Source organism: Lysinibacillus sp. G1-3 (genome assembly GCF_056322905.1).
Genome location: NZ_JBWHYQ010000015.1, coordinates 30,597 through 48,569 on the forward strand (window position 1 = coordinate 30,597; position 17,973 = coordinate 48,569).

At 33.6% G+C, this 17,973-nt stretch carries 18 protein-coding genes and 1 riboswitch; of the genes, 8 read left to right on the forward strand and 10 right to left on the reverse strand.

Translation table 11 applies throughout. The features are described 5' to 3' along the window. Window positions 1–58 precede the first annotated feature (58 nt). Complete coding sequence (locus ACVYAD_RS16540; protein WP_476427185.1) at window positions 59–1,396, forward strand: DEAD/DEAH box helicase; 1,338 nt, start codon at window positions 59–61, stop codon at window positions 1,394–1,396. 128 nt (window positions 1,397–1,524) lie between these two features. Here the strand turns inward: ACVYAD_RS16540 and ACVYAD_RS16545 are convergent, their stop codons facing one another. Then, window positions 1,525–2,808 (reverse strand): Na+/H+ antiporter NhaC family protein, encoded by a 1,284-nt coding sequence (locus tag ACVYAD_RS16545; RefSeq protein ID WP_476427186.1) that lies wholly within the window; start codon window positions 2,806–2,808, stop codon window positions 1,525–1,527. Window positions 2,809–2,912: 104 nt separating this feature from the next. Then, a riboswitch (SAM riboswitch) is annotated at window positions 2,913–3,020 on the reverse strand. Window positions 3,021–3,305: 285 nt separating this feature from the next. On the opposite strand from ACVYAD_RS16545, the gene ACVYAD_RS16550 reads away from it, so the two are divergent. Continuing rightward, a complete protein-coding gene (locus ACVYAD_RS16550; protein ID WP_476427187.1) occupies window positions 3,306–4,370 on the forward strand; it encodes a protein NO VEIN domain-containing protein in 1,065 nt (354 codons plus the stop codon). Window positions 4,371–4,702: 332 nt separating this feature from the next. On the opposite strand, the gene ACVYAD_RS16555 is transcribed toward ACVYAD_RS16550, so the two are convergent. From ACVYAD_RS16555 to ACVYAD_RS16575, 5 genes are all read right to left on the reverse strand, one after another. After that, a complete protein-coding gene (locus ACVYAD_RS16555; RefSeq protein ID WP_476427188.1) occupies window positions 4,703–6,904 on the reverse strand; it encodes a non-ribosomal peptide synthetase in 2,202 nt (733 codons plus the stop codon). Between the two features lie 55 nt (window positions 6,905–6,959). Further along, on the reverse strand, window positions 6,960–7,889 hold the full coding sequence (locus ACVYAD_RS16560; protein WP_476427189.1) for a DMT family transporter: 930 nt from the start codon (window positions 7,887–7,889) through the stop codon (window positions 6,960–6,962). 464 nt (window positions 7,890–8,353) lie between these two features. Continuing rightward, window positions 8,354–8,605, reverse strand: a complete 252-nt coding sequence (locus ACVYAD_RS16565) for a hypothetical protein (RefSeq protein ID WP_476427190.1) — start codon at window positions 8,603–8,605, stop codon at window positions 8,354–8,356. A 394-nt stretch (window positions 8,606–8,999) separates the two neighbouring features. Further along, window positions 9,000–9,362 carry a hypothetical protein gene (locus ACVYAD_RS16570; RefSeq protein ID WP_476427191.1) on the reverse strand — a complete coding sequence of 121 codons (363 nt, stop codon included), beginning with the start codon at window positions 9,360–9,362 and terminating at the stop codon, window positions 9,000–9,002. 697 nt (window positions 9,363–10,059) lie between these two features. Next, window positions 10,060–10,500, reverse strand: a complete 441-nt coding sequence (locus ACVYAD_RS16575) for a cell wall hydrolase (protein ID WP_476427192.1) — start codon at window positions 10,498–10,500, stop codon at window positions 10,060–10,062. A 462-nt stretch (window positions 10,501–10,962) separates the two neighbouring features. Between ACVYAD_RS16575 and ACVYAD_RS16580 the strand changes: the two genes are divergently transcribed. Then, window positions 10,963–11,448, forward strand: coding sequence for a hypothetical protein (locus ACVYAD_RS16580; protein ID WP_476427193.1), 486 nt, complete (start codon window positions 10,963–10,965; stop codon window positions 11,446–11,448). Between the two features lie 170 nt (window positions 11,449–11,618). Here the strand turns inward: ACVYAD_RS16580 and ACVYAD_RS16585 are convergent, their stop codons facing one another. Continuing rightward, window positions 11,619–11,951, reverse strand: a complete 333-nt coding sequence (locus ACVYAD_RS16585) for a hypothetical protein (protein ID WP_349661676.1) — start codon at window positions 11,949–11,951, stop codon at window positions 11,619–11,621. Between the two features lie 431 nt (window positions 11,952–12,382). Continuing rightward, on the reverse strand, window positions 12,383–12,934 hold the full coding sequence (locus ACVYAD_RS16590; RefSeq protein ID WP_349661675.1) for an ECF transporter S component: 552 nt from the start codon (window positions 12,932–12,934) through the stop codon (window positions 12,383–12,385). Between the two features lie 187 nt (window positions 12,935–13,121). On the opposite strand from ACVYAD_RS16590, the gene ACVYAD_RS16595 reads away from it, so the two are divergent. Beyond that, window positions 13,122–13,973: a pyridoxamine kinase gene (locus tag ACVYAD_RS16595; RefSeq protein ID WP_476427266.1), complete on the forward strand. Its 852-nt coding sequence runs from the start codon at window positions 13,122–13,124 to the stop codon at window positions 13,971–13,973. 117 nt (window positions 13,974–14,090) lie between these two features. Then, the gene (locus ACVYAD_RS16600) at window positions 14,091–14,384 is read left to right on the forward strand and encodes a hypothetical protein (protein ID WP_197143272.1); all 294 of its coding nucleotides are present in this window, start codon (window positions 14,091–14,093) and stop codon (window positions 14,382–14,384) included. A gap of 218 nt (window positions 14,385–14,602) precedes the next feature. Here the strand turns inward: ACVYAD_RS16600 and ACVYAD_RS16605 are convergent, their stop codons facing one another. Then, window positions 14,603–14,938, reverse strand: coding sequence for a CHY zinc finger protein (locus ACVYAD_RS16605; protein WP_476427195.1), 336 nt, complete (start codon window positions 14,936–14,938; stop codon window positions 14,603–14,605). A 446-nt stretch (window positions 14,939–15,384) separates the two neighbouring features. Between ACVYAD_RS16605 and ACVYAD_RS16610 the strand changes: the two genes are divergently transcribed. From ACVYAD_RS16610 to ACVYAD_RS16620, 3 genes are all read left to right on the forward strand, one after another. Continuing rightward, complete coding sequence (locus ACVYAD_RS16610) at window positions 15,385–15,606, forward strand: helix-turn-helix transcriptional regulator (protein WP_476427196.1); 222 nt, start codon at window positions 15,385–15,387, stop codon at window positions 15,604–15,606. Then, window positions 15,606–16,022, forward strand: coding sequence for a hypothetical protein (locus ACVYAD_RS16615; RefSeq protein WP_349661671.1), 417 nt, complete (start codon window positions 15,606–15,608; stop codon window positions 16,020–16,022). Before ACVYAD_RS16610 ends, ACVYAD_RS16615 begins: the two co-directional genes overlap by 1 nt. Before the next feature lie 76 nt (window positions 16,023–16,098). Next, window positions 16,099–16,923 (forward strand): hypothetical protein, encoded by an 825-nt coding sequence (locus tag ACVYAD_RS16620; RefSeq protein WP_476427197.1) that lies wholly within the window; start codon window positions 16,099–16,101, stop codon window positions 16,921–16,923. Between the two features lie 424 nt (window positions 16,924–17,347). Here ACVYAD_RS16620 and ACVYAD_RS16625 read toward each other — a convergent pair whose 3' ends face one another. After that, entirely contained in the window at window positions 17,348–17,923 is a 576-nt protein-coding gene (locus ACVYAD_RS16625) for a DinB family protein (protein WP_476427198.1), read from the reverse strand. Window positions 17,924–17,973: the final 50 nt, after the last annotated feature.

Sequence of the window (17,973 nt, forward strand, 5' to 3'; positions counted from 1 at the left end):
TACTAAAGAAAAAATAATTGAAACGACAATTACGCATACAAGATTAAAAGAAGGATTCGTGGAATTACAAGCTCTATTAAATAGTTGTAAAATATCTTATCAAAAAACGAAAGATAATTTACAAAATAAATTAAATCAATTCAAAAAAAGTTCTGAAACAATACAACAACATAAGAAACGTTTCGGAAATAATTTTGCAGGAGACGAATTTTGGGAAAACATTCAAACTAATGAGAAATCACAATTAGCAGCTCCATGGACAGATAAAGAATTCGATATATTACGTGAGGAATTATTTTGTTATGCGTTAATGCTTCAAAAAGCATTTGTATTAAATTCTAAGGAAACTAGGCAAAATTTGAGTTGTCTTGTGAATATGTGGAAGGGGGTATTCACGGAGAAGGATAAAAATTTAGCATATGGACATTTATTAAATACATTATTTTTAGTTGTGCCAGTTGTTTCGACAACGTTTGCCTCGATTTCTACATTTTTAAATCATATTGATAAGAATGAATTAGGTACTTTAATTATAGATGAAGCAGGTCAAGCTACGCCATACTCGGCTTTAGGTGCCATTTGGCGTACGAATAAAGCTATAATTGTTGGAGACCCTTTGCAAGTGGAACCAGTAGTTACTGTCCCTAAAGAATTAATAAAGAGATTAGCGGATGACTTTAATATAAGTTCTGAATATCAATCATCCGAGCTTTCTGTACAGTTGTTTGCAGACAACTTAAATAAATTTGGCGGTTACAGAGAATATTTAAACGATAAAATTTGGTTAGGGTGTCCGCTTGTTATTCATAGGCGATGTTTAGATCCGATGTTTTCGATTTCAAATAATATTGCTTATAATGGTCGTATGTTTAAACAAACCTTAGGACCCAAAGAAGATTTGTTATTATTGCTTGAAAAATCTACATGGATTGATGTAAAAGGAGTCGAAGTAGGAGGTAAAGATCATTTTGTTGCTGAACAAGGAGAAATTGTGTCAGACATGGTGATGAAAGCTATTATACTTCAAAAAGGATTACCGAATTTATATATTATTAGTCCATTTAAATCGGTTGTGTCGAGCATTAAAAGAAACCTAAAGTTGATGTTGAAAAGTAATCTTAGAGAGCTAAACTTTGAAATGATTGAAGAATGGGTAGATCGAAGTTGTGGTACTGTTCATACTTTTCAAGGTAAAGAAGCTAACGAAGTCATTTTTGTTCTTGGTTGCGATGCAAAAAATGGCATAAGGGCTGCAAATTGGGTAGGTTTGAAACCTAATATTCTAAATGTGGCTGTAACTAGAGCAAAATATCGATTAGTCATTATTGGCGATGTGGATTTATGGAGCAAAGTACCTTATGTTGATGATGCAATAAAAGCGCTGAAGAATAACTAAAAAAATATTTATGAATAGCCTCAAATAAAAAATCCAATTGTTTTGATTAAATTCTTTTCAAAACAATTGGATTATTTCAAGATAATCAATATTTTTAAAGTTACATCGCCACTTTAAAGTGATAAAGTTTAGGCTTTCTTTGGTCTCGGGTATCCAATAAGGATAGCAATAGCCCCGCAAATCCCTATCAAAATCGGGTAGAAAGAATACTGCAGCATACTAACTGGCGATATTCCGGCTACGCTTGCGGCTGCTAGGAATTGGGCTCCGTACGGCAGAAGCCCTTGAGTTGTACAGGAGAAAATATCTAAAATACTTGCGGATTTTCTTGGCTCAATCCCATACTGGTCAGCAATATTTTTTGCAAGCGGGCCAGCAATTAAAATAGCAACTGTATTATTGGCCGTAGATAAATTAGTTAGGCCCACAAGGCCGGCAATCCCAAATTCGGCACCTTTTTTTGATTTAATTCTTCGTGTGGCAAGGTGAAGTAGGAAGTCAATTCCTCCGTTAAGCTTAATAATCTCCACCATTCCAGCTATTAAGATTGCAAGAAATGCCATTTCATACATGCCTGACATTCCTTCGCCAATCTTTTGGAAAAGGTCCATTAACTGATAGCTACCATCCGCTAAGCCAACAGCCCCGGCCAGAACAATTCCAAATGCAAGAACAAGGAAGACATTCATTCCAATTAGCGCAAAAATAATAACCAATACATAGGGAACAATTTTTACCCAACTATAGCTTAAATGCTCTACTTGTGCCGCGGTTTCGCCCATTGTGATAACTCCTAAAAAAATGCTTGTTGCAACAGCTGCCGGCAACACAATCCAAAAATTCACCTTAAATTTATCTTTCATTTGTACGCCTTGTGAACGAACGGCAGTAATGGTTGTATCTGAAATAAAGGATAAATTATCGCCAAACATCGATCCGCCAACAATCGCTGCCATTACTAAAGCCATGGAAAAGTCGGTATGCTCACTGATCCCAACTCCAATTGGCGCCAGTGCAACAATTGTTCCTACCGATGTACCCATTGATAGGGAGATAAAGCAAGCGATGATGAACAAGCCTACGACAAGCAGGTTTTGCGGAATGACTGACAAAGCAAAGTTAACAGTGGAATCCACTGCCCCCATGCCTTTTGCTACCTCTGAAAAGGCTCCAGCTAATAGAAAAATAACAACCATCAGCATGACATTTAAATTTCCAGCGCCTTTACAAAAAATATCAACCTTATTCGAAAACGATTCTTTTCGATTCATTGCCAGAGCCACAGCGCCCGAAATGGCAATGGCTACAATAACAGGGAATGCATAAAAATCACCTGTAATAACCCCTGAACCAATAAATAAAACTAAAAAAACAACAAATGGGATTAGCGCCCATGGATTTTCTTTCTTCATTGTTCTACCTCCAAAAATTAAAAATGGATACGTCTTTGTCCATTTTCCTCTAAAAAAGACCTCTTCTTGAAAACAAGAAGAGGTCTTATATCTATAAAACACTCCTCTTATCTATCAAGCCTTTGCTTGCTGGATTTGGCACAGTAACTTACTCACAAAGTTCCGCTGCCGAGATTTCATAGGGCCAGTCCCTCCATCTCTCTTGATAAGAAGAAAAACATATTATTTTTTGCACAATAATGAAATATTATAATAAAACATCTATATTTGCAACTTATTTTTAATCAATTTCAAAAAGGTCATCTGTTTTAGGCTGTTTCAGTAAATAAAGAGAAGCTTTTCGCGAAATTTAGTGTCTTTAATTTTTCAAAGCTAATATTATCCACCTAATAATGGATTTTTTTGACAATGTTATAATCGTGAATTATAGTAAAAATACAATATTTAAATAATATTAAAATTGAAATGGAACGTTTCTTGAAACTAAGGGTGAATATATGAGTAATTTTATTGTTATGCAAAATGCTACACACGAGGAAGAAATTATCGGGGGATATATGTGGTCCCCGCAAAAAAATAAAAGTGGAAATAGCAATCATGCGTACGAACGGATGGCTACAATTAAGGCTGGTAATAAAATTTACAGCTGTTATGATCAAGCGATTCGAGCGGTAGGTATAGCAACTTCAGATTGTTATATTGCAGAACAACCGCATGAGCTGCAGGAAAAAAATCTATGGTCAGATGAAGGTTATAAGGTGGATGTAGATTACACAATTTTAGAACATCCAATTATGATTAGAGATGTTTGGGGAGATATGGAATCTGATCGTCCGCAAAAATATTCAGCCTTTCAAGAAAATGGACGAGGAAATCAGGCTTATTTATTTCCTTGTCCTGAAGCTTGGGCTAGCTTGTTTGATAGTTTTCTTAATGAAGATATCCCTGAAGTAGAAGTAGAACTAATAGAAGATGGTGAAATTAACGAGGAAACGTTTGCTACTTCTAGTTACGAGCAAGGAGAGTCTAGAGTTAATAATAAGATAGCGGGCAGTACAAAGAAACGGGGTCGAGTGGTAAGTCAAGACCAGCTACAAAAAGACTTGAAAAAGCGTAAAAAAATTGGTGATATTGCAGAGCAAAAAGTATTTGAATATGTGAAAAAGAAAGTAATAGAAGTATTCGGTGAAAAATACGGAGATCAGGTAGAGCATGTAGCGCAAACACAAGGTGATGGATTAGGATACGATATTACAGCATTCGATTATTTACAACCACAGACTCCTCCAAAACCAATAAAAATTGAAGTGAAGGGTACAACATCAACAAGTACAAGCGCAGTCTATTCAATTACTTATCCTGAATTGGAAAAGTTCATTCTGTATAAGGATGAAATTTGGCTAGTACGGGTATATGGTGTAGGCAAGAATAGTAAGATGAAGATGGAAATAGATAATGACTTTAGTAGTTATAACTCTGTAAGTGATTTGTTGACACGAAAATATGCATATATTCCATCAACAATTGATGTATATGGCACTCGAGTGGAGAGCAATAAATGAATTATAAAACTAATAAAAGATAAAAAATGCTTTTATGTCAGAATCTGTGGAAGGTTTTGTCCGATTTTTAAATTCTATAAATTGAGGGTAACGTTCTAATACTTTCTGATTGATTTCTTTAACAGACGAATCTTGAAGAAAAGACAAATTTAAAAAACTCAATAGATATGGTAGGAACGACCAATACTATTGAGCTTTTTGTATTCAGCTTTTTAAACTTTAAAAGGTAGAGATTAAATTTCGTTAATCCCACGCTCTATTAATATGGCATAATCTTTAATAGAGGTTTTATACTATAATGAAGATTTTAACATTCCTGAAATTCTGTATACTTAGTCTAAAATAACTGCTAAATTATTTTTATCGACTTTACCATTTAACGTTAAAGGTAATTTATTTAATTCAACATAATAAGACGGTACCATAAAATCAGGCAAAAATTGCAGCAAGTATTCTTTTAATTCTATGGCAGAATTTTGCTCATTCATCACGATATAAGCCGTTAGATATTTATTTTTATTTTTATTTTCTCTTGCAATAACACAAGCCTCTTCAATGGAAGGATGTTGTAAAAGTTTTTCTTCAACTTCACCAGGCTCAGTTCTTCTCCCGCCAATTTTTATTTGATTATCAATTCTACCCAAAAATTCAATATTCCCATCAGGTGACCATCGTGCTAAATCACCACAAATATACATTTTCTCATTTTCTACGAATGGATTTTGCGTAAAACGCTCACTAGTCAAATCAGGACGATTTAAATATTCTCGAGAAACGCCTACGCCTGATATACATACTTCTCCAGGAACACCAATAGGGACAGGCTGACGATTTTTATCTAAAATATAGACTTTATAGTTAGCAATAGGTTTACCAGTTGGAATATTATTTCCTACTTTCTTACTTGTTACTTCAAAATATGAAATACAAACAGTAGTTTCAGAAGGGCCGTAGGTGTTATATATTTTTACTTTGTCAATCAAATTACTGATATATTCTTTTCTTAACACATCGCCTCCGCTAATCATTGTATGCAATGATTCTACAAGAGGATATTTATTTAATTCATTCAATAATAGTGGAAATCCACTAATCATTGTGACTTTATTATTTCTCATTATATCTAGAAGTTTTTCTGTAGAGGCTACATCATCCCTACAAGCTATAACTAAAGTTCCGCCTGTAAGCAAGATTGGGAAAATTTCTTCTACAGAAATATCAAATGATACTGTTGATTGTTGTAGCATAATATCATTTTCGTTTATGTTGAATTCATTTCTAAAACTATGATAATAGCCTACAACATTTCTATGTTCAACAGCAACTCCTTTTGGTTGACCGGTTGAACCAGAAGTATATAAAGTATACATTAGATTATTTACATCATGTAATTTATCCAAATTACTAGTAGGATAATGATGTAAAGGGTAATCGTCAAAATATATTTTCTCGCAAGGAATTGATAATTCTATATTTAAATGGCTATGAGTTAATAGTAAATTTATGTCTGCTTGTTCAAACATATAATTAATACGTTCTAACGGGTAAGCTGGATCAACTGGGAGATATGCTCCTCCCGCTTTAAGGACAGCAAACATACAAATTATCAAATCTTCTGATCGTTCTACTATTAAACCAACTAATTTTTCTGGTTTAACACCTTTTTGGCGCAATAAATGTGCTAATTGATTTGATTTTTCATTTAGTTCTTTATAGGTTAATTTTCTATCTTGGCAAATCAATGCGATTCTATCTGGCCCTTTTTTAACTTGATATTCAAAAAAATCATCAATTGTTTTAGTTGAATCGTAGTTAAGTAAATGGCAATTAAAATCATATAATACTTGATTTTTTTCTGTTTCTGAAAGAATATTGATGGCATTAAATGTTTTATGTGGGTTTGATAGTAGGTCAGTTAATATATTAATGAAATGTTCGTTCACTTTAGAAATTGTAAAAATATCAAATAAATCAACATTATAAAGGACAGTACATTCCAATAAAGAATCTACTTCTAAGCTTATATCAATTTTGTAAGTTTCACAGAGTCGTTGAATGTTATTATCCTTTTCACCAGTCAATAAAGCTGATCCAAATAATCCATTTTTAAATTGTATTTGACTATAAGATGCAACTTCTTCTAAAGCCAAATCTTCATATTGCTGTCTCAGTTTTGCCTCGTATTCAATTTGCTTAACATATTCTAATCCTGTTGTATTAAAATTAGATTTAAAACAAAGAGGTAAAATATCTTTATCAATAGTCATTGTACCGAACATAATATGATTTGTATCATTATACTTTTGTAGTAAAATTCCCCATGCTGAATATAAAATAGAAGTAACATTAACACTGTAAGTTCTAGCAAATTTCCAAATTGACTGTTTGGTTTCCTCATCTAAAATAAAGTTTTCTCTTGTCAATTTGAAACCATTATTATTAAATGTGCCTAAAGGTACAACCGTTTTTAATTCAAACTCTTGTAAAATAGTTTTCCAATACTTGTCCTTTGTATCTTGCTTTGCAACTTGCATTAATGTCATCCCCTTTAATAATATATTTCATACCATTGTATTTAGGAGCCGTGTTCTATTTTGTTAATATATGTTCATTCTGAATCAATTCCTCTTTTATCTCTTGGCTAGTAACAGTTTTATTTTGGAAGTAAATCAATATTGTTAAACTGATTAAAAGAAAGAAACCGCCAGTAATTTGAGAAAAATGTAATCGTTCATTTAAAAATACAAGAGCAAATACAGAGGTAAAGACAGGTTCTACCATACTAATCATCGATACATTAGAAGAGCTTAATAATTCTAGTGACTTAAAAAATGCTATTTCAGCAATAATGGTTGAGAGAAATACCATACATGCTATGTATAGCCATGCATGAGCATTAAAATCTAAAGAAATTTCCTGCTTTACTAAACCAAATGTGAAAACACCCATTCCTGCAAATAGCGTTGTATAAGCACTGATTATTACAGGAGAATTATTGATCGTTACTTTTTTTCCAACAATCATATATATGGCAAATACTAAAGCTGCCAGAAGAGATAATATTACTCCATAAATATTCATTTTATCTAATGAAACTCCCAATAAATAAATCATGCTGATGAAAGCTGCCACTAAAGAGATCATAGATCCAATATTCAACTTTTCTTTATATAAAAAATAGGAAATGATACAAACCAATAAAGGGAAACAATAGAGGAGTAGAACTGCCATAGATGAGGAGATATATTTTATTGATTCAAAATGAAAAATAGATAATAGTGTAAATAATACACCACCTAATAAGAAAAGATTTTTAATACCTTGTTTTCCTATTTTTATATTTATGCCTCTAAAAAGGAAATACGAAAAAAATATCACAGAACTTAATGCAAATCTTAAAAAAAGCAATGTGTAAACTGTCACCCCGTGCTCATATGCTTTGACGGTAAAAATAGGCATTATCCCATAGCCTATAGCTGAGATAACAGCATATACAGCTCCTTTACTAAAGTTACTCATAGAGCTCACCTTCTTGTACATTATTTAGTAAGAGCTGTTCCAGACAGCGCGAATCTTATGAAAGGGAAACATAGAAGTCAATTTTTATTCTTTAAATACAAGAAACTTTTCCTCGAATGTTCCATTGGCCCCCTCCTTCGAATCTAATATTTTTTAATTATAATATGGAAAATCTTAGTTGTTTATATAAATATACATTTTTACCTTTTTATTGTAAATAAAGTTTTTGTTAATATATTTGTTTATTACTAATAATCCACATCTGGTTTCGGGCGTAATTGTAAGAAAATGATGCAACAAAGTGATTATGAAAAGTAAAAAGAGACATATATAAAAAGCTCAATAGCTATGCCATAACTATTGAGCTTTTTATATTCAGAGAATTTCAACATGATTAATACAATAAATTTGACTGATCACCTAACAAAACATAAATATATTTAAATTAAACTAGTTTAATTTGTTTAATTAAAATCGGTATTTTTTTTAAGTAAAGATATTAATGCTACAATTAAATATGCTGTAGCTAATGTTTTTGTCCATCCCTTATAATCATTAGGTATATATAGACTGGTGATAAACGCTATTACTGCCATTACTATATAAGTTAAAATGCTTTTTAATTTTGCATTTTTGATTGTAATGAAATACATTAATGATTCAGCAAGTAAAATGATAAGTAATAAAATTAATATATTGATTAATATATAAACCAAAGTTTTCACCTTCTTTTAAACGATTAAAAAAGGATATCAAAGAATTACTTTTTATTGATACGGGAAGTGAGAGAATTTATGAAAACGATGCCAATGGATTTAATTTGAAGAATAGTGAATATCCAATCACACAAAATCCCACGGAAAGGGTGTAGACTTTTCCGTGGGATTTTCTTTTTTTTTAGGTAAAAAAAGATTTTTCGTAACTTAACTATGATTTTAAATCAGAAATGCTTTTCATCACTTCAAGTAATAACAGCCGAAAGGGGTATACTCCATTTTCTTCGAATATATTCCATCAGTCAAATCAATTATTTCAGAGGCTAACCTTCAAAAAAGTTAGCCACTTTTACAATTTATTTCTAAAAAAGAGGTTGTTGCTCAATCAATTTTCTTAATTACTACGGTTTGCTGCTTCAGTAGCAATAAAAAATTCACCCTCTCGTTTATACAGTACAGATTTTGGAAACTTATCTCCATTTTTTCTTTCATATATAGGAGTACCCTCATTTAAAGAATTAGACTCAAAATTATTATCCGGAATTTGATATCTATTTATTTTTTTGTTAATATCCCCCAATTTCCTTACTACTTGGGATTCTTCAACTGGTTCCCCGGTTACGACATAGACTGTATCTTGAATTTTCAGCATCTCCACAAGATTGTGTTTGCTCTCGTAAACCTTATCATAAGTTATAAGCAAGGCAATTATAAGTATTGTTGTACCAATAATCCAAATTTTTTTTTTGTTTTTCATATTGCATACCACTCTCTATTTATTTCTACTCTTAATATACTTTTTTGATACATTGTTTAAATATTTTGTCGTGGAACCAATATATATACCTGCTCCATCATATTTCTTCACACAGATAAGCAAGGTATTTCCTCCTTCTTTTACCTTTCCCCGGGTATGTTAATAACATATCATTAGCTATAAAAGTTTCAAAATCAAGTTTTGTTCTAAATTGAGCAAAACTTGATAAAAATCGGAAAGATAGACTCTGCTTGGAGTTTGAAATCACAGATAATCTATATAAGAAAGAAAAGAAGAGTGGTAAAAATTTTAATTTTTCATTTAATTTGTTATTGAAGTAATTATAAAGTCCTGTATAGAACCCTGTTACACCAGTCTATAAAAGTTTTAAAATCAACTTTTGTTATAAAGTGAACAAAAATTGATAAAATTCAAAAAAACTAACTTTACCTTTCTGTGAATTTTCATAATTACAGTAGAGTACCGTTGCTAGACAGCATTCAATGTATTTTTACACAAAAAAATACGGCAATGGTTCACTTTGGAAATAGCAATTAAAATAAGTATTCAATGGAGAAATGAAGCAAATGATTATTTTGAAGAATAGGTAGAGCCAGACCACACAAAATCCCACGGAAAGGGGGTAGACTTTTCCGTGGGATTTCTTTTTTGATGAAAAAAATATTAAAATAACTACCTATCCCCGATAAACACTCTCACACGTATCCGGTGCTGGTTCATAGAAGCAATGATTTTTAAATTGACCAGTAAAAGGTTGACCGTACCATGTTGGAGGGCATGGTGCGTATGGATTGAAATACCAAAGTGCGAATTTTGCTGGATGTTCTCTCCAATAATCCAGCGTCAGTTTGGCTAATCTTTTTTCATTAGCTCTCGCTCTTTGGTAAAATAAATTTCCTTTTTGAACCGCTTCAAAAGAAAAATTCCCTCCCTGTACTTGATAAATGACATCATTAATGGATCTTAAACTTGCAAAGTCTGGACATTCTGCTACAAGACGATTCACAATGACATTGCCAACATATAGCATGCCTTGATTTCCTTCGCCTTCCGCTTCCGCTCTCATCATCCTTGCCACCAAGCCAATGTCAGAATCTATATATTTTACTCTTGGCATTTTTTCACCTCCACCTTATAGTATGAAAAAGAGCCTCCATTATTGAAAACCAAAATTACTCATTAAGAAAAGGGGTTAAAAGGTCCGTTCGAAATGCTTTTGTGAAAGTGGGTAACACTTCAGATGTTGAGTCGCTTTCTAAATCGAGAACCATCAAGCACAAGCGATTATCTGTTTTTTTGCTAGACGAACGTAAAAAAATCATGTGCTTTAAAAACTCATGGTGTTAAAAATTTATTGTTTATTCCATAATGATTGCATTTAATGCTAGGATCTACATCATAAATCCTTCTACATAAGCAATTCCTTGTCCTATGTTATCAACTCCTAAACACCAAGCTACGACTATTACTGAAAATAATACCGCCATGCCAATGGCAGAAGCACGCAAAACATGCAGATATAAAGGAGCTTTTAGAAAGTATTTTTGGACAAAAGAAATTCCATAATTTACTTACGGAAATGAAACGTTATAATCCGTTCGATTTTGACGTCGATTCAATCGAAGTTCTTGATGGATTGAAGTTCGATACACTTAGCCCGAAACAAGATGTAGTTACGGCCAAGGCGATTGATTTAAAAATTAATGAGAAAATGGGTATTCGATATTTTACTCGTTACTTTAATGGGAATGTGGAAGATACTTTAGATTTCATCACTGGGTACCTAGTTAATGAAACAACTGAAGGAGATTCAACAGTCATTCATCAAATTATCTTTAGAGCGGCTAATGACACAACAGTTTCCATTATTGAAAACAGTGTAACTGAAGAAGTATTTGCTGCAAATAAAGAACAAGAGTCCAGCTTCAAAGAGGAATATAATTATGATGAAAATTATTATCCGGGTCAATTGCTAGAACAAATCAATACGGAAGGGGTCGTCGATGGTTGTCTTGCAGGTGGTTATAATTACTGTGGAGGTAATTGCGGTGGCTATCCAATGTGAGAGTTCTGTAAAAGGTATTAATGCATTAGATAACTGCTGTAAAACACATGATTGTTGTTATAAATATAACGGTGTGGACAAATACCCACATTGTATGTGTGACCAACGATTATGTGATTGTTCACAGGCATCTGGCGTTACTTGGGTCGATAGATACCAAGTACAAGCAGTTATGTGTTTTGTTTATTTTTTGCAAACGTATAAATATTTAAAATAACTCCTATAACGAACATAATGATTGCATTGAATGCAAGGATCAACACCATAAATCCTCCAGCAAAAGCAATTCCTTCTCCTGTATCACCTGGTTCAAGTTCAACTGAATTATTATAACTAATCCCTAAAAACACAAAGCTACCGACTATTACCGGAATTAAAAGCGCCATGCCAATGGCAGAAGCCCAAATAGGGATTTTCTTATTTTTGTATAAATAGGCTGCTAAATAATCACAAATTACAATAGATAGTAATAAAACGATCCAAACGATAGCATCTCCATTCATTTCAAAACCACCCTTTTGATTATAGATTAAACCAATTTGTAAGTTTTATCAATTGGGGGAAATTATACCCTTTCGCATACAATACAATGTGATGAAATGTTGTAAAGTGTGGTGTCCGCCTTGTACCTGAGGGAAAACAACTATAATTTTTCATGAAATATAATTTTAAGATATAGTATGAAAAAAATCCTGCTTGATTGCCTCTATAGTAGCGACAATCAAAAAACACGCCATCTATGCTGTCAGCAAAACGGCAAGATGACGTGTTTATGTTGTAGTAATCAAGTTTAATTGTGTCCGGAATCGGCTTTGTGCTAAGGCCTGCGTAAGGGCTGACACGATGATGATCATTTCGGTAATGCCACAGGACGTAGCGTTCTTAGACTGAGTTCCTATATTTCAGCTTGGGGGTTGACCTCCGCTGAAAGAAGTTAAAAATTCTTTTTGAAGTACGGTGTTTTTTTCATCACGATACATACTGGAATTGCAATGATTAACCCGACAACGTTTTGGATGATGTCTCCTGGAATGGATGCCATCGGGGCTACCCAGCTTTTGAACATAATCGCTTGCCCGATATAGTAAACCCCAATCATGACGGGCATAGCAACAACTGCTGCTAAAATGTTTAGTCGGATATCGTCGCCTCTATGTCCTTTAGACCAAGCGATTTTCCCAACGATGGCGCCTTGTAATGCGCGGGAGATAATTGTAGTTGGTGCCCAAATTAACCAACCACCTACGATATCGAATAAGCCCATTCCGATTGCTCCGGCAAGTGCTCCTTTTTTAGGACCGAATAAAATCGACGTGATTAACAGCATGGATGTCCCTAAGTGAATAAGGCCACCTTGCCCAAATGGTAACTTAATATTAATAAACATTGTGGCGACGAAAACAAGTGCTGCTAAAATGGACGTAATCACCAAATCAAATGTTTTCGTGCGTGGTTTTGTATAGGATCGACTTTGTATTGTTTGCATTTGCATGTCCTCACTATGATGAATTTTTTGATAATTTTAATTTAGCAAAGGGCTGACTATCGTAAAAGTGCCAATTTGATAAAAATATTAAAGGTCAGTTTGATTTTTTATAAATATGCACATTTTCGCATCTTTCTAATTGTGATACGATGAAGAGAGTACAAGCAGGATTAGTTAGGTGGGGAGTATGATGAAAAAAGTTGCTGTAATTCAAGATATGTCATCCTTTGGGAAGTGCTCGTTAACGGCCGCGATTCCTGTGCTGTCAGTGATGGGTGTTCAGGCGGTGCCACTACCAACTGCGATTTTAACGGCGCAAACAGGGTATCCGAGTTTTTATTGCGAGGATTTAACGTCAAAGATGGATTACTTTGTGGATGAGTGGAGCAAGCTTGGCGCGACCTTTGATGGCATACACACAGGCTTTGTGACAGGGAAGGAGCAAATCGATAACATTTTTCGATTTTTAAATGTGTTCCACTCAAGTGAAACGAAGCTACTTGTCGATCCGGTCATGGGCGATTTGGGCGAGGTGTATAAAATGTATACAGGCGAGTTGCTTGATCGTATGAAAGCGCTAGCGAAGTGTGCAGACATTATTACGCCAAATGTTACAGAATGTTGCTTGCTTACGGGATTGTCATACGAGAAGTTACAAAGTTATCAAGCTGATTCGGATTATCTTCAGGTGTTAGAGGAATCGGGCCAGCAGCTACAGCAGACAACAGGGGCAAACGTTATTATTACCGGTTTGAATCCGCCGCCAGCAGATGCGAACAAGCGCTATGTAGGCAATATGTATGTCGATGCAGAACGTTCATTTTCTAGCATCCGAGAATATAACGGCGAGAGCTATTCAGGCACAGGTGATTTGTTTGCATCCGTCATTATGGGTGGTATGATGCGCGGGCAGGATTTAGTTGAATCGATGAAGCTTGCTGAGACATTTTTAGCCGCTTCCATTGAAGCGACGTCAAAAGAGCAAATTCCGCGCGAAGCAGGCGTGAATTTTGAAAAATTTTTACGAATGCTCCTTTAGATATCTTTTTAATACGTTAATTGGTAGTACGGGCTATACTTTACGTCTTCTACTTAACAGGGGATGGATTTTTTGTAAATAGGAAATAATGAACATCATGAATTGGGGAGGTGTATAATGAATTCAATTAGATATTACGTAGTGCAAGTAAATGATCTCTATTACCAGGGCGAAATAGACCTTCAATCATTCACAGATGATGAAGAACAGGCCTTTGCGTTTACGGATATTGTGGCAGCAAACGAATTGGCTCATGAGATTAATGGAATCGTCCTGACAAGAGACGTCAGTTATAAGGAGCTAGAAGATCTTTCAGCACAATATCTGATTGAGTACGAAGCATTGCCAAAAGAAGAGCGTGACACTATAGAATCTTTTTGTAGGGAGCTCAGTTTAGGAATGTTTGAATAAAAGTCGAATCGAATCTTTTCGGTTCTTTTTTTATGCAGTTTTCGAATGAACTTCAGCATACTATCTCTCTAAATCCAGAAAATAGTAAACAGCCCGTAGCTTACGATTGATGGTTACGGGTATTCTTCCTCAAAGATAAAAGAAAAAGCCTTGAAAAAACTAACTCTTCAAAAGGCTTTGCTAAACGCTTTATTTAGACATGTTGAATACACATATATTTAAAAACTACATGTAGAATTATGATCCGTCCCAAAGTATATATGAAAATGCTTACTGCAATTTGGATTAAAAAGAGTATGACAATGTTTACAGTTTGTGCTATTCATATAGTCATGAATCGTTAATTCCTTTTTGCAGACACCACAAAATATTGCCTTTTCATCAAAATCCTCTTTATCCCATGGCTGGATTGTATGATTTGAATGTTCCTCATGGCATTTATAGCAAGGATAATATTCGCCACAACATTTGAATTTAATCGAAATAGTATCATGCTTATTAGAATAGTGTGTACATCTTCCTTGATCATCAATAACATTTCCTAGAATAATCATATTTCTAACCTCTTTTCATAATGGTCCAAATACCAAAAGTTCTTTCACGTAAATCAGCCACTCACAGGTCCACTTAATTGGTCAGCATCAGGAGTTACAGCATATTGCCACACTTTACCGTCATCACCTTTGTAAAAATAGGAATACATAAAGACTTTTTTCTCAATAAAAGTTTATGTATAGCTGATAATCAAGATTGCCACTCTTAATTTTATTGAAAGCTACAACTTCTATGCTTGGATTATACTCTTAATTTTTTCAGCAGCATAAGGAAGTGGCTCAGGCTGCTTTTGACTTTTAGGTGCATTAACATAAAGAATGCTTAAAAATTCAATTGTTATTTTCATTTTTTGATATTTACCTTTGTGATTTACTGGACATCTTGTATATGATAATATACATTTACGGTATGTATATTATCATATACATTTTATGAGGTGATTAAATTGAAAAAACCAATTGTTTATAATAATGTTAAAAAATTTAGATTATTAGTGGATATGACACAACAAGAATTAGCAGACAAAGCATTTGTCCATCGCCAAACTATAGTTTCAATAGAAAACAAAAGCTATGCACCTTCAATTGTTGTTGCCTATGCAATTAGTATTGCACTTGAAAAAGATATAAAAGAAGTTTTTTACATTGATGAAGGGGGTGTTTCTTAGTGGGATTAGTAAGGGTTCCGAAATTCTTGAAACTTTTGTTTAGCTTATTGCTTGTATTAGTTTTTACTTTTGTAGCCTATAATAATGTTACCAGTGGAGAAACTTTTAATGGGGTAATCTTTTCAATAGCGGTTCTAGTTGCTTTCTCTTTTTTAATAAAAGAAACTTTAACTACTACTAAAAAGAAAAGTTTTTTAAAAAAAGAAGTACTATTAGATAGTTTTATTATCGAAAGATTAAAAACATCATTAAGCTTATCTTATCTTTACTTAATTATTCATTTAAGTATCGCTATTTTTGCGAATAATGATCTCGGTGCATTTGAAGATTCTGTAATCTTTGCATTATTTGTGAGCTTTAATATATTTATGATTGCTCAAATTTTTCAAGCATTTTTTTATAATAGTAAAGAATAGGTTTACTAAAATTTGTTTTACTCCACTTTATTATATGAGTTGAAAAAACTTTAATAAATAATAAGGTGGTTTTTTTATGGGGAACATTGTTAAATTATCTATTTCTCAAAAGTTTGAAGTTATAAAACGGATCGATGAACGTTTAAACGGAAAACTCGGTCTAAACTTGAAGTTACCTGACGAGCTTAAAAGCTTTTCAAATGACCTTAATGCTGTTGAAGTAGACTTATCATTTAATGAGTCCGATAATGGATTATTAGGGATTCAATACAATCAAGCTGTTTTACAGAACGGTGAATTGATTGAGCTACAATATACAGAAGTGAATGGTGTTTGGTTGTATCAGCTTAATAAAATTGAAAAAAAGAAGGAAGTTGTTGAGCAGGAGTTCAAAAGGTTCAAGAACTCTAAGGATTATCATATTATATTAGACTTCCTTAAAGAGGGAGGATATGAACTAGCATCAGGTACTCAGAAAGTGTTGAAAATAGAACAGTACTCATATGATGAGGAATCAAAAAAATCTACAAATAATTTTATTCAAGCTTTATCTTTAGAAATTACAGAAAAAGATGAAATTGCTGGAGTACTGGTGTTTGGCGAAAATGCTCTTATTAGGTTTAATGGCGATGAAGGTACAGTTATTTTTAATGAAGGCACACCTGTCATTGTTCCATTGGGTGCTGGGGGTAAGTGGAAGCGATGCATGGCCGATTGTATTGGTTGTGGTGGTTGGGAGTCATGTATTGGTGGTTTTTCGTGCTTAAGTGCTTGTGGGAGCTGCAATAACCCGCTATCTTGTGTTTGGTGTCTTGGCTGTGCGATAGCTAGTACTTCGTGCTTGTGGAAATGCCGAATGTGTGTCTCGAATTCTGCAAGGCCAAATGAGTGTCCGGTATAAAATAGGGAAGAATTCCAACTGGAAAAGTTCATTACCTTTAGAGATAATATTGTTAAAAATAAGGAGACCGCTCAATGTGTTGGAAATATCCTTGTAAATTGAAGAATGATTATAATATGGAGGGATACTGATACTACAGCGGCAGGAATTCACGTATACTTCGGATTACAAGTAATAAGAAGCCTTTGAAGGAATTAACCCTCAAAGGCTTTTCTAAACTCTTTTTTTTATTAAACGTTCAATGTAAATATTTAAATACAAACATATAATAACTATTAACATTCCTAAAGCTATGACAAATAAACCTATTCCACTCCAAATATCTATCAAAAAAAGTAATCCCATAAAATATTAGTAGTTTCTTCTTTTGAACAAGCGACAATAAAAAGTAAGAGACTAAGACTATATTAATAGTTTTTTTATTTCAAAACCTTAAAACTTCACCAGACGTAATTAACCTATTATATTGCTCCGCCATCATTCTAAAATGATGCTTTTCGTGGATAGCAAGTAGCTGGATCGATTGAATAAGATTAGGGTAGTGGGCAATGGGATCAGGAAAGACAATATGCCCAGCAATATCCTCCTCCATATTTTTTACTAATTTTTGCATTGCACTCGTTTCGTTTACTAGTAATTGTTCTATCTCATCACTGCTCAGCGTAAAACGTATTTTAGAGGGAGGCACTAATATTCCCGGAGCTCTCATGCCTCGTCCTTTTTTGTTTTTAAATTCGTCGTAAATATCATGTATTTCAGTGGCGAATGGCTTGTTTCTTCGCATTTTCGCGAAAGGGGTAAGTAGTAGTGAAAATTTTGTTGCTGTTTTCAACATTTTTAGGATGAGGTAAAGGTGATAGAAATGTTCGCCAATCGACCATTTATCTTCTTTCTCACGATGCCATAGTTGCTCCTGCGAGAGTGACTGAATACAAGGTAGGTAGTAAGTTCGCTGCTCTTGTAATGTTTGAAAATGATGCGCCATATTGTTCGATTTCATATTTGGAATCTCCTTTATGCTGTTATTCCTATTTTAGGAAACTTTATAAT

Bases quoted from the DNA above. Each gene is read 5' to 3' on its own strand.
- ACVYAD_RS16545 (WP_476427186.1), bottom strand. From the start codon at position 2,808: ATGAAGAAAGAAAATCCATGGGCGCTAATCCCATTTGTTGTTTTTTTA.
- ACVYAD_RS16550 (WP_476427187.1), top strand. From the start codon at position 3,306: ATGAGTAATTTTATTGTTATGCAAAATGCTACACACGAGGAAGAAATT.
- ACVYAD_RS16555 (WP_476427188.1), bottom strand. From the start codon at position 6,904: ATGCAAGTTGCAAAGCAAGATACAAAGGACAAGTATTGGAAAACTATT.
- ACVYAD_RS16560 (WP_476427189.1), bottom strand. From the start codon at position 7,889: ATGAGTAACTTTAGTAAAGGAGCTGTATATGCTGTTATCTCAGCTATA.
- ACVYAD_RS16570 (WP_476427191.1), bottom strand. From the start codon at position 9,362: ATGAAAAACAAAAAAAAAATTTGGATTATTGGTACAACAATACTTATA.
- ACVYAD_RS16575 (WP_476427192.1), bottom strand. From the start codon at position 10,500: ATGCCAAGAGTAAAATATATAGATTCTGACATTGGCTTGGTGGCAAGG.
- ACVYAD_RS16580 (WP_476427193.1), top strand. From the start codon at position 10,963: ATGAAACGTTATAATCCGTTCGATTTTGACGTCGATTCAATCGAAGTT.
- ACVYAD_RS16585 (WP_349661676.1), bottom strand. From the start codon at position 11,951: ATGAATGGAGATGCTATCGTTTGGATCGTTTTATTACTATCTATTGTA.
- ACVYAD_RS16590 (WP_349661675.1), bottom strand. From the start codon at position 12,934: ATGCAAACAATACAAAGTCGATCCTATACAAAACCACGCACGAAAACA.
- ACVYAD_RS16595 (WP_476427266.1), top strand. From the start codon at position 13,122: ATGATGAAAAAAGTTGCTGTAATTCAAGATATGTCATCCTTTGGGAAG.
- ACVYAD_RS16600 (WP_197143272.1), top strand. From the start codon at position 14,091: ATGAATTCAATTAGATATTACGTAGTGCAAGTAAATGATCTCTATTAC.
- ACVYAD_RS16605 (WP_476427195.1), bottom strand. From the start codon at position 14,938: ATGATTATTCTAGGAAATGTTATTGATGATCAAGGAAGATGTACACAC.
- ACVYAD_RS16620 (WP_476427197.1), top strand. From the start codon at position 16,099: ATGGGGAACATTGTTAAATTATCTATTTCTCAAAAGTTTGAAGTTATA.
- ACVYAD_RS16625 (WP_476427198.1), bottom strand. From the start codon at position 17,923: ATGAAATCGAACAATATGGCGCATCATTTTCAAACATTACAAGAGCAG.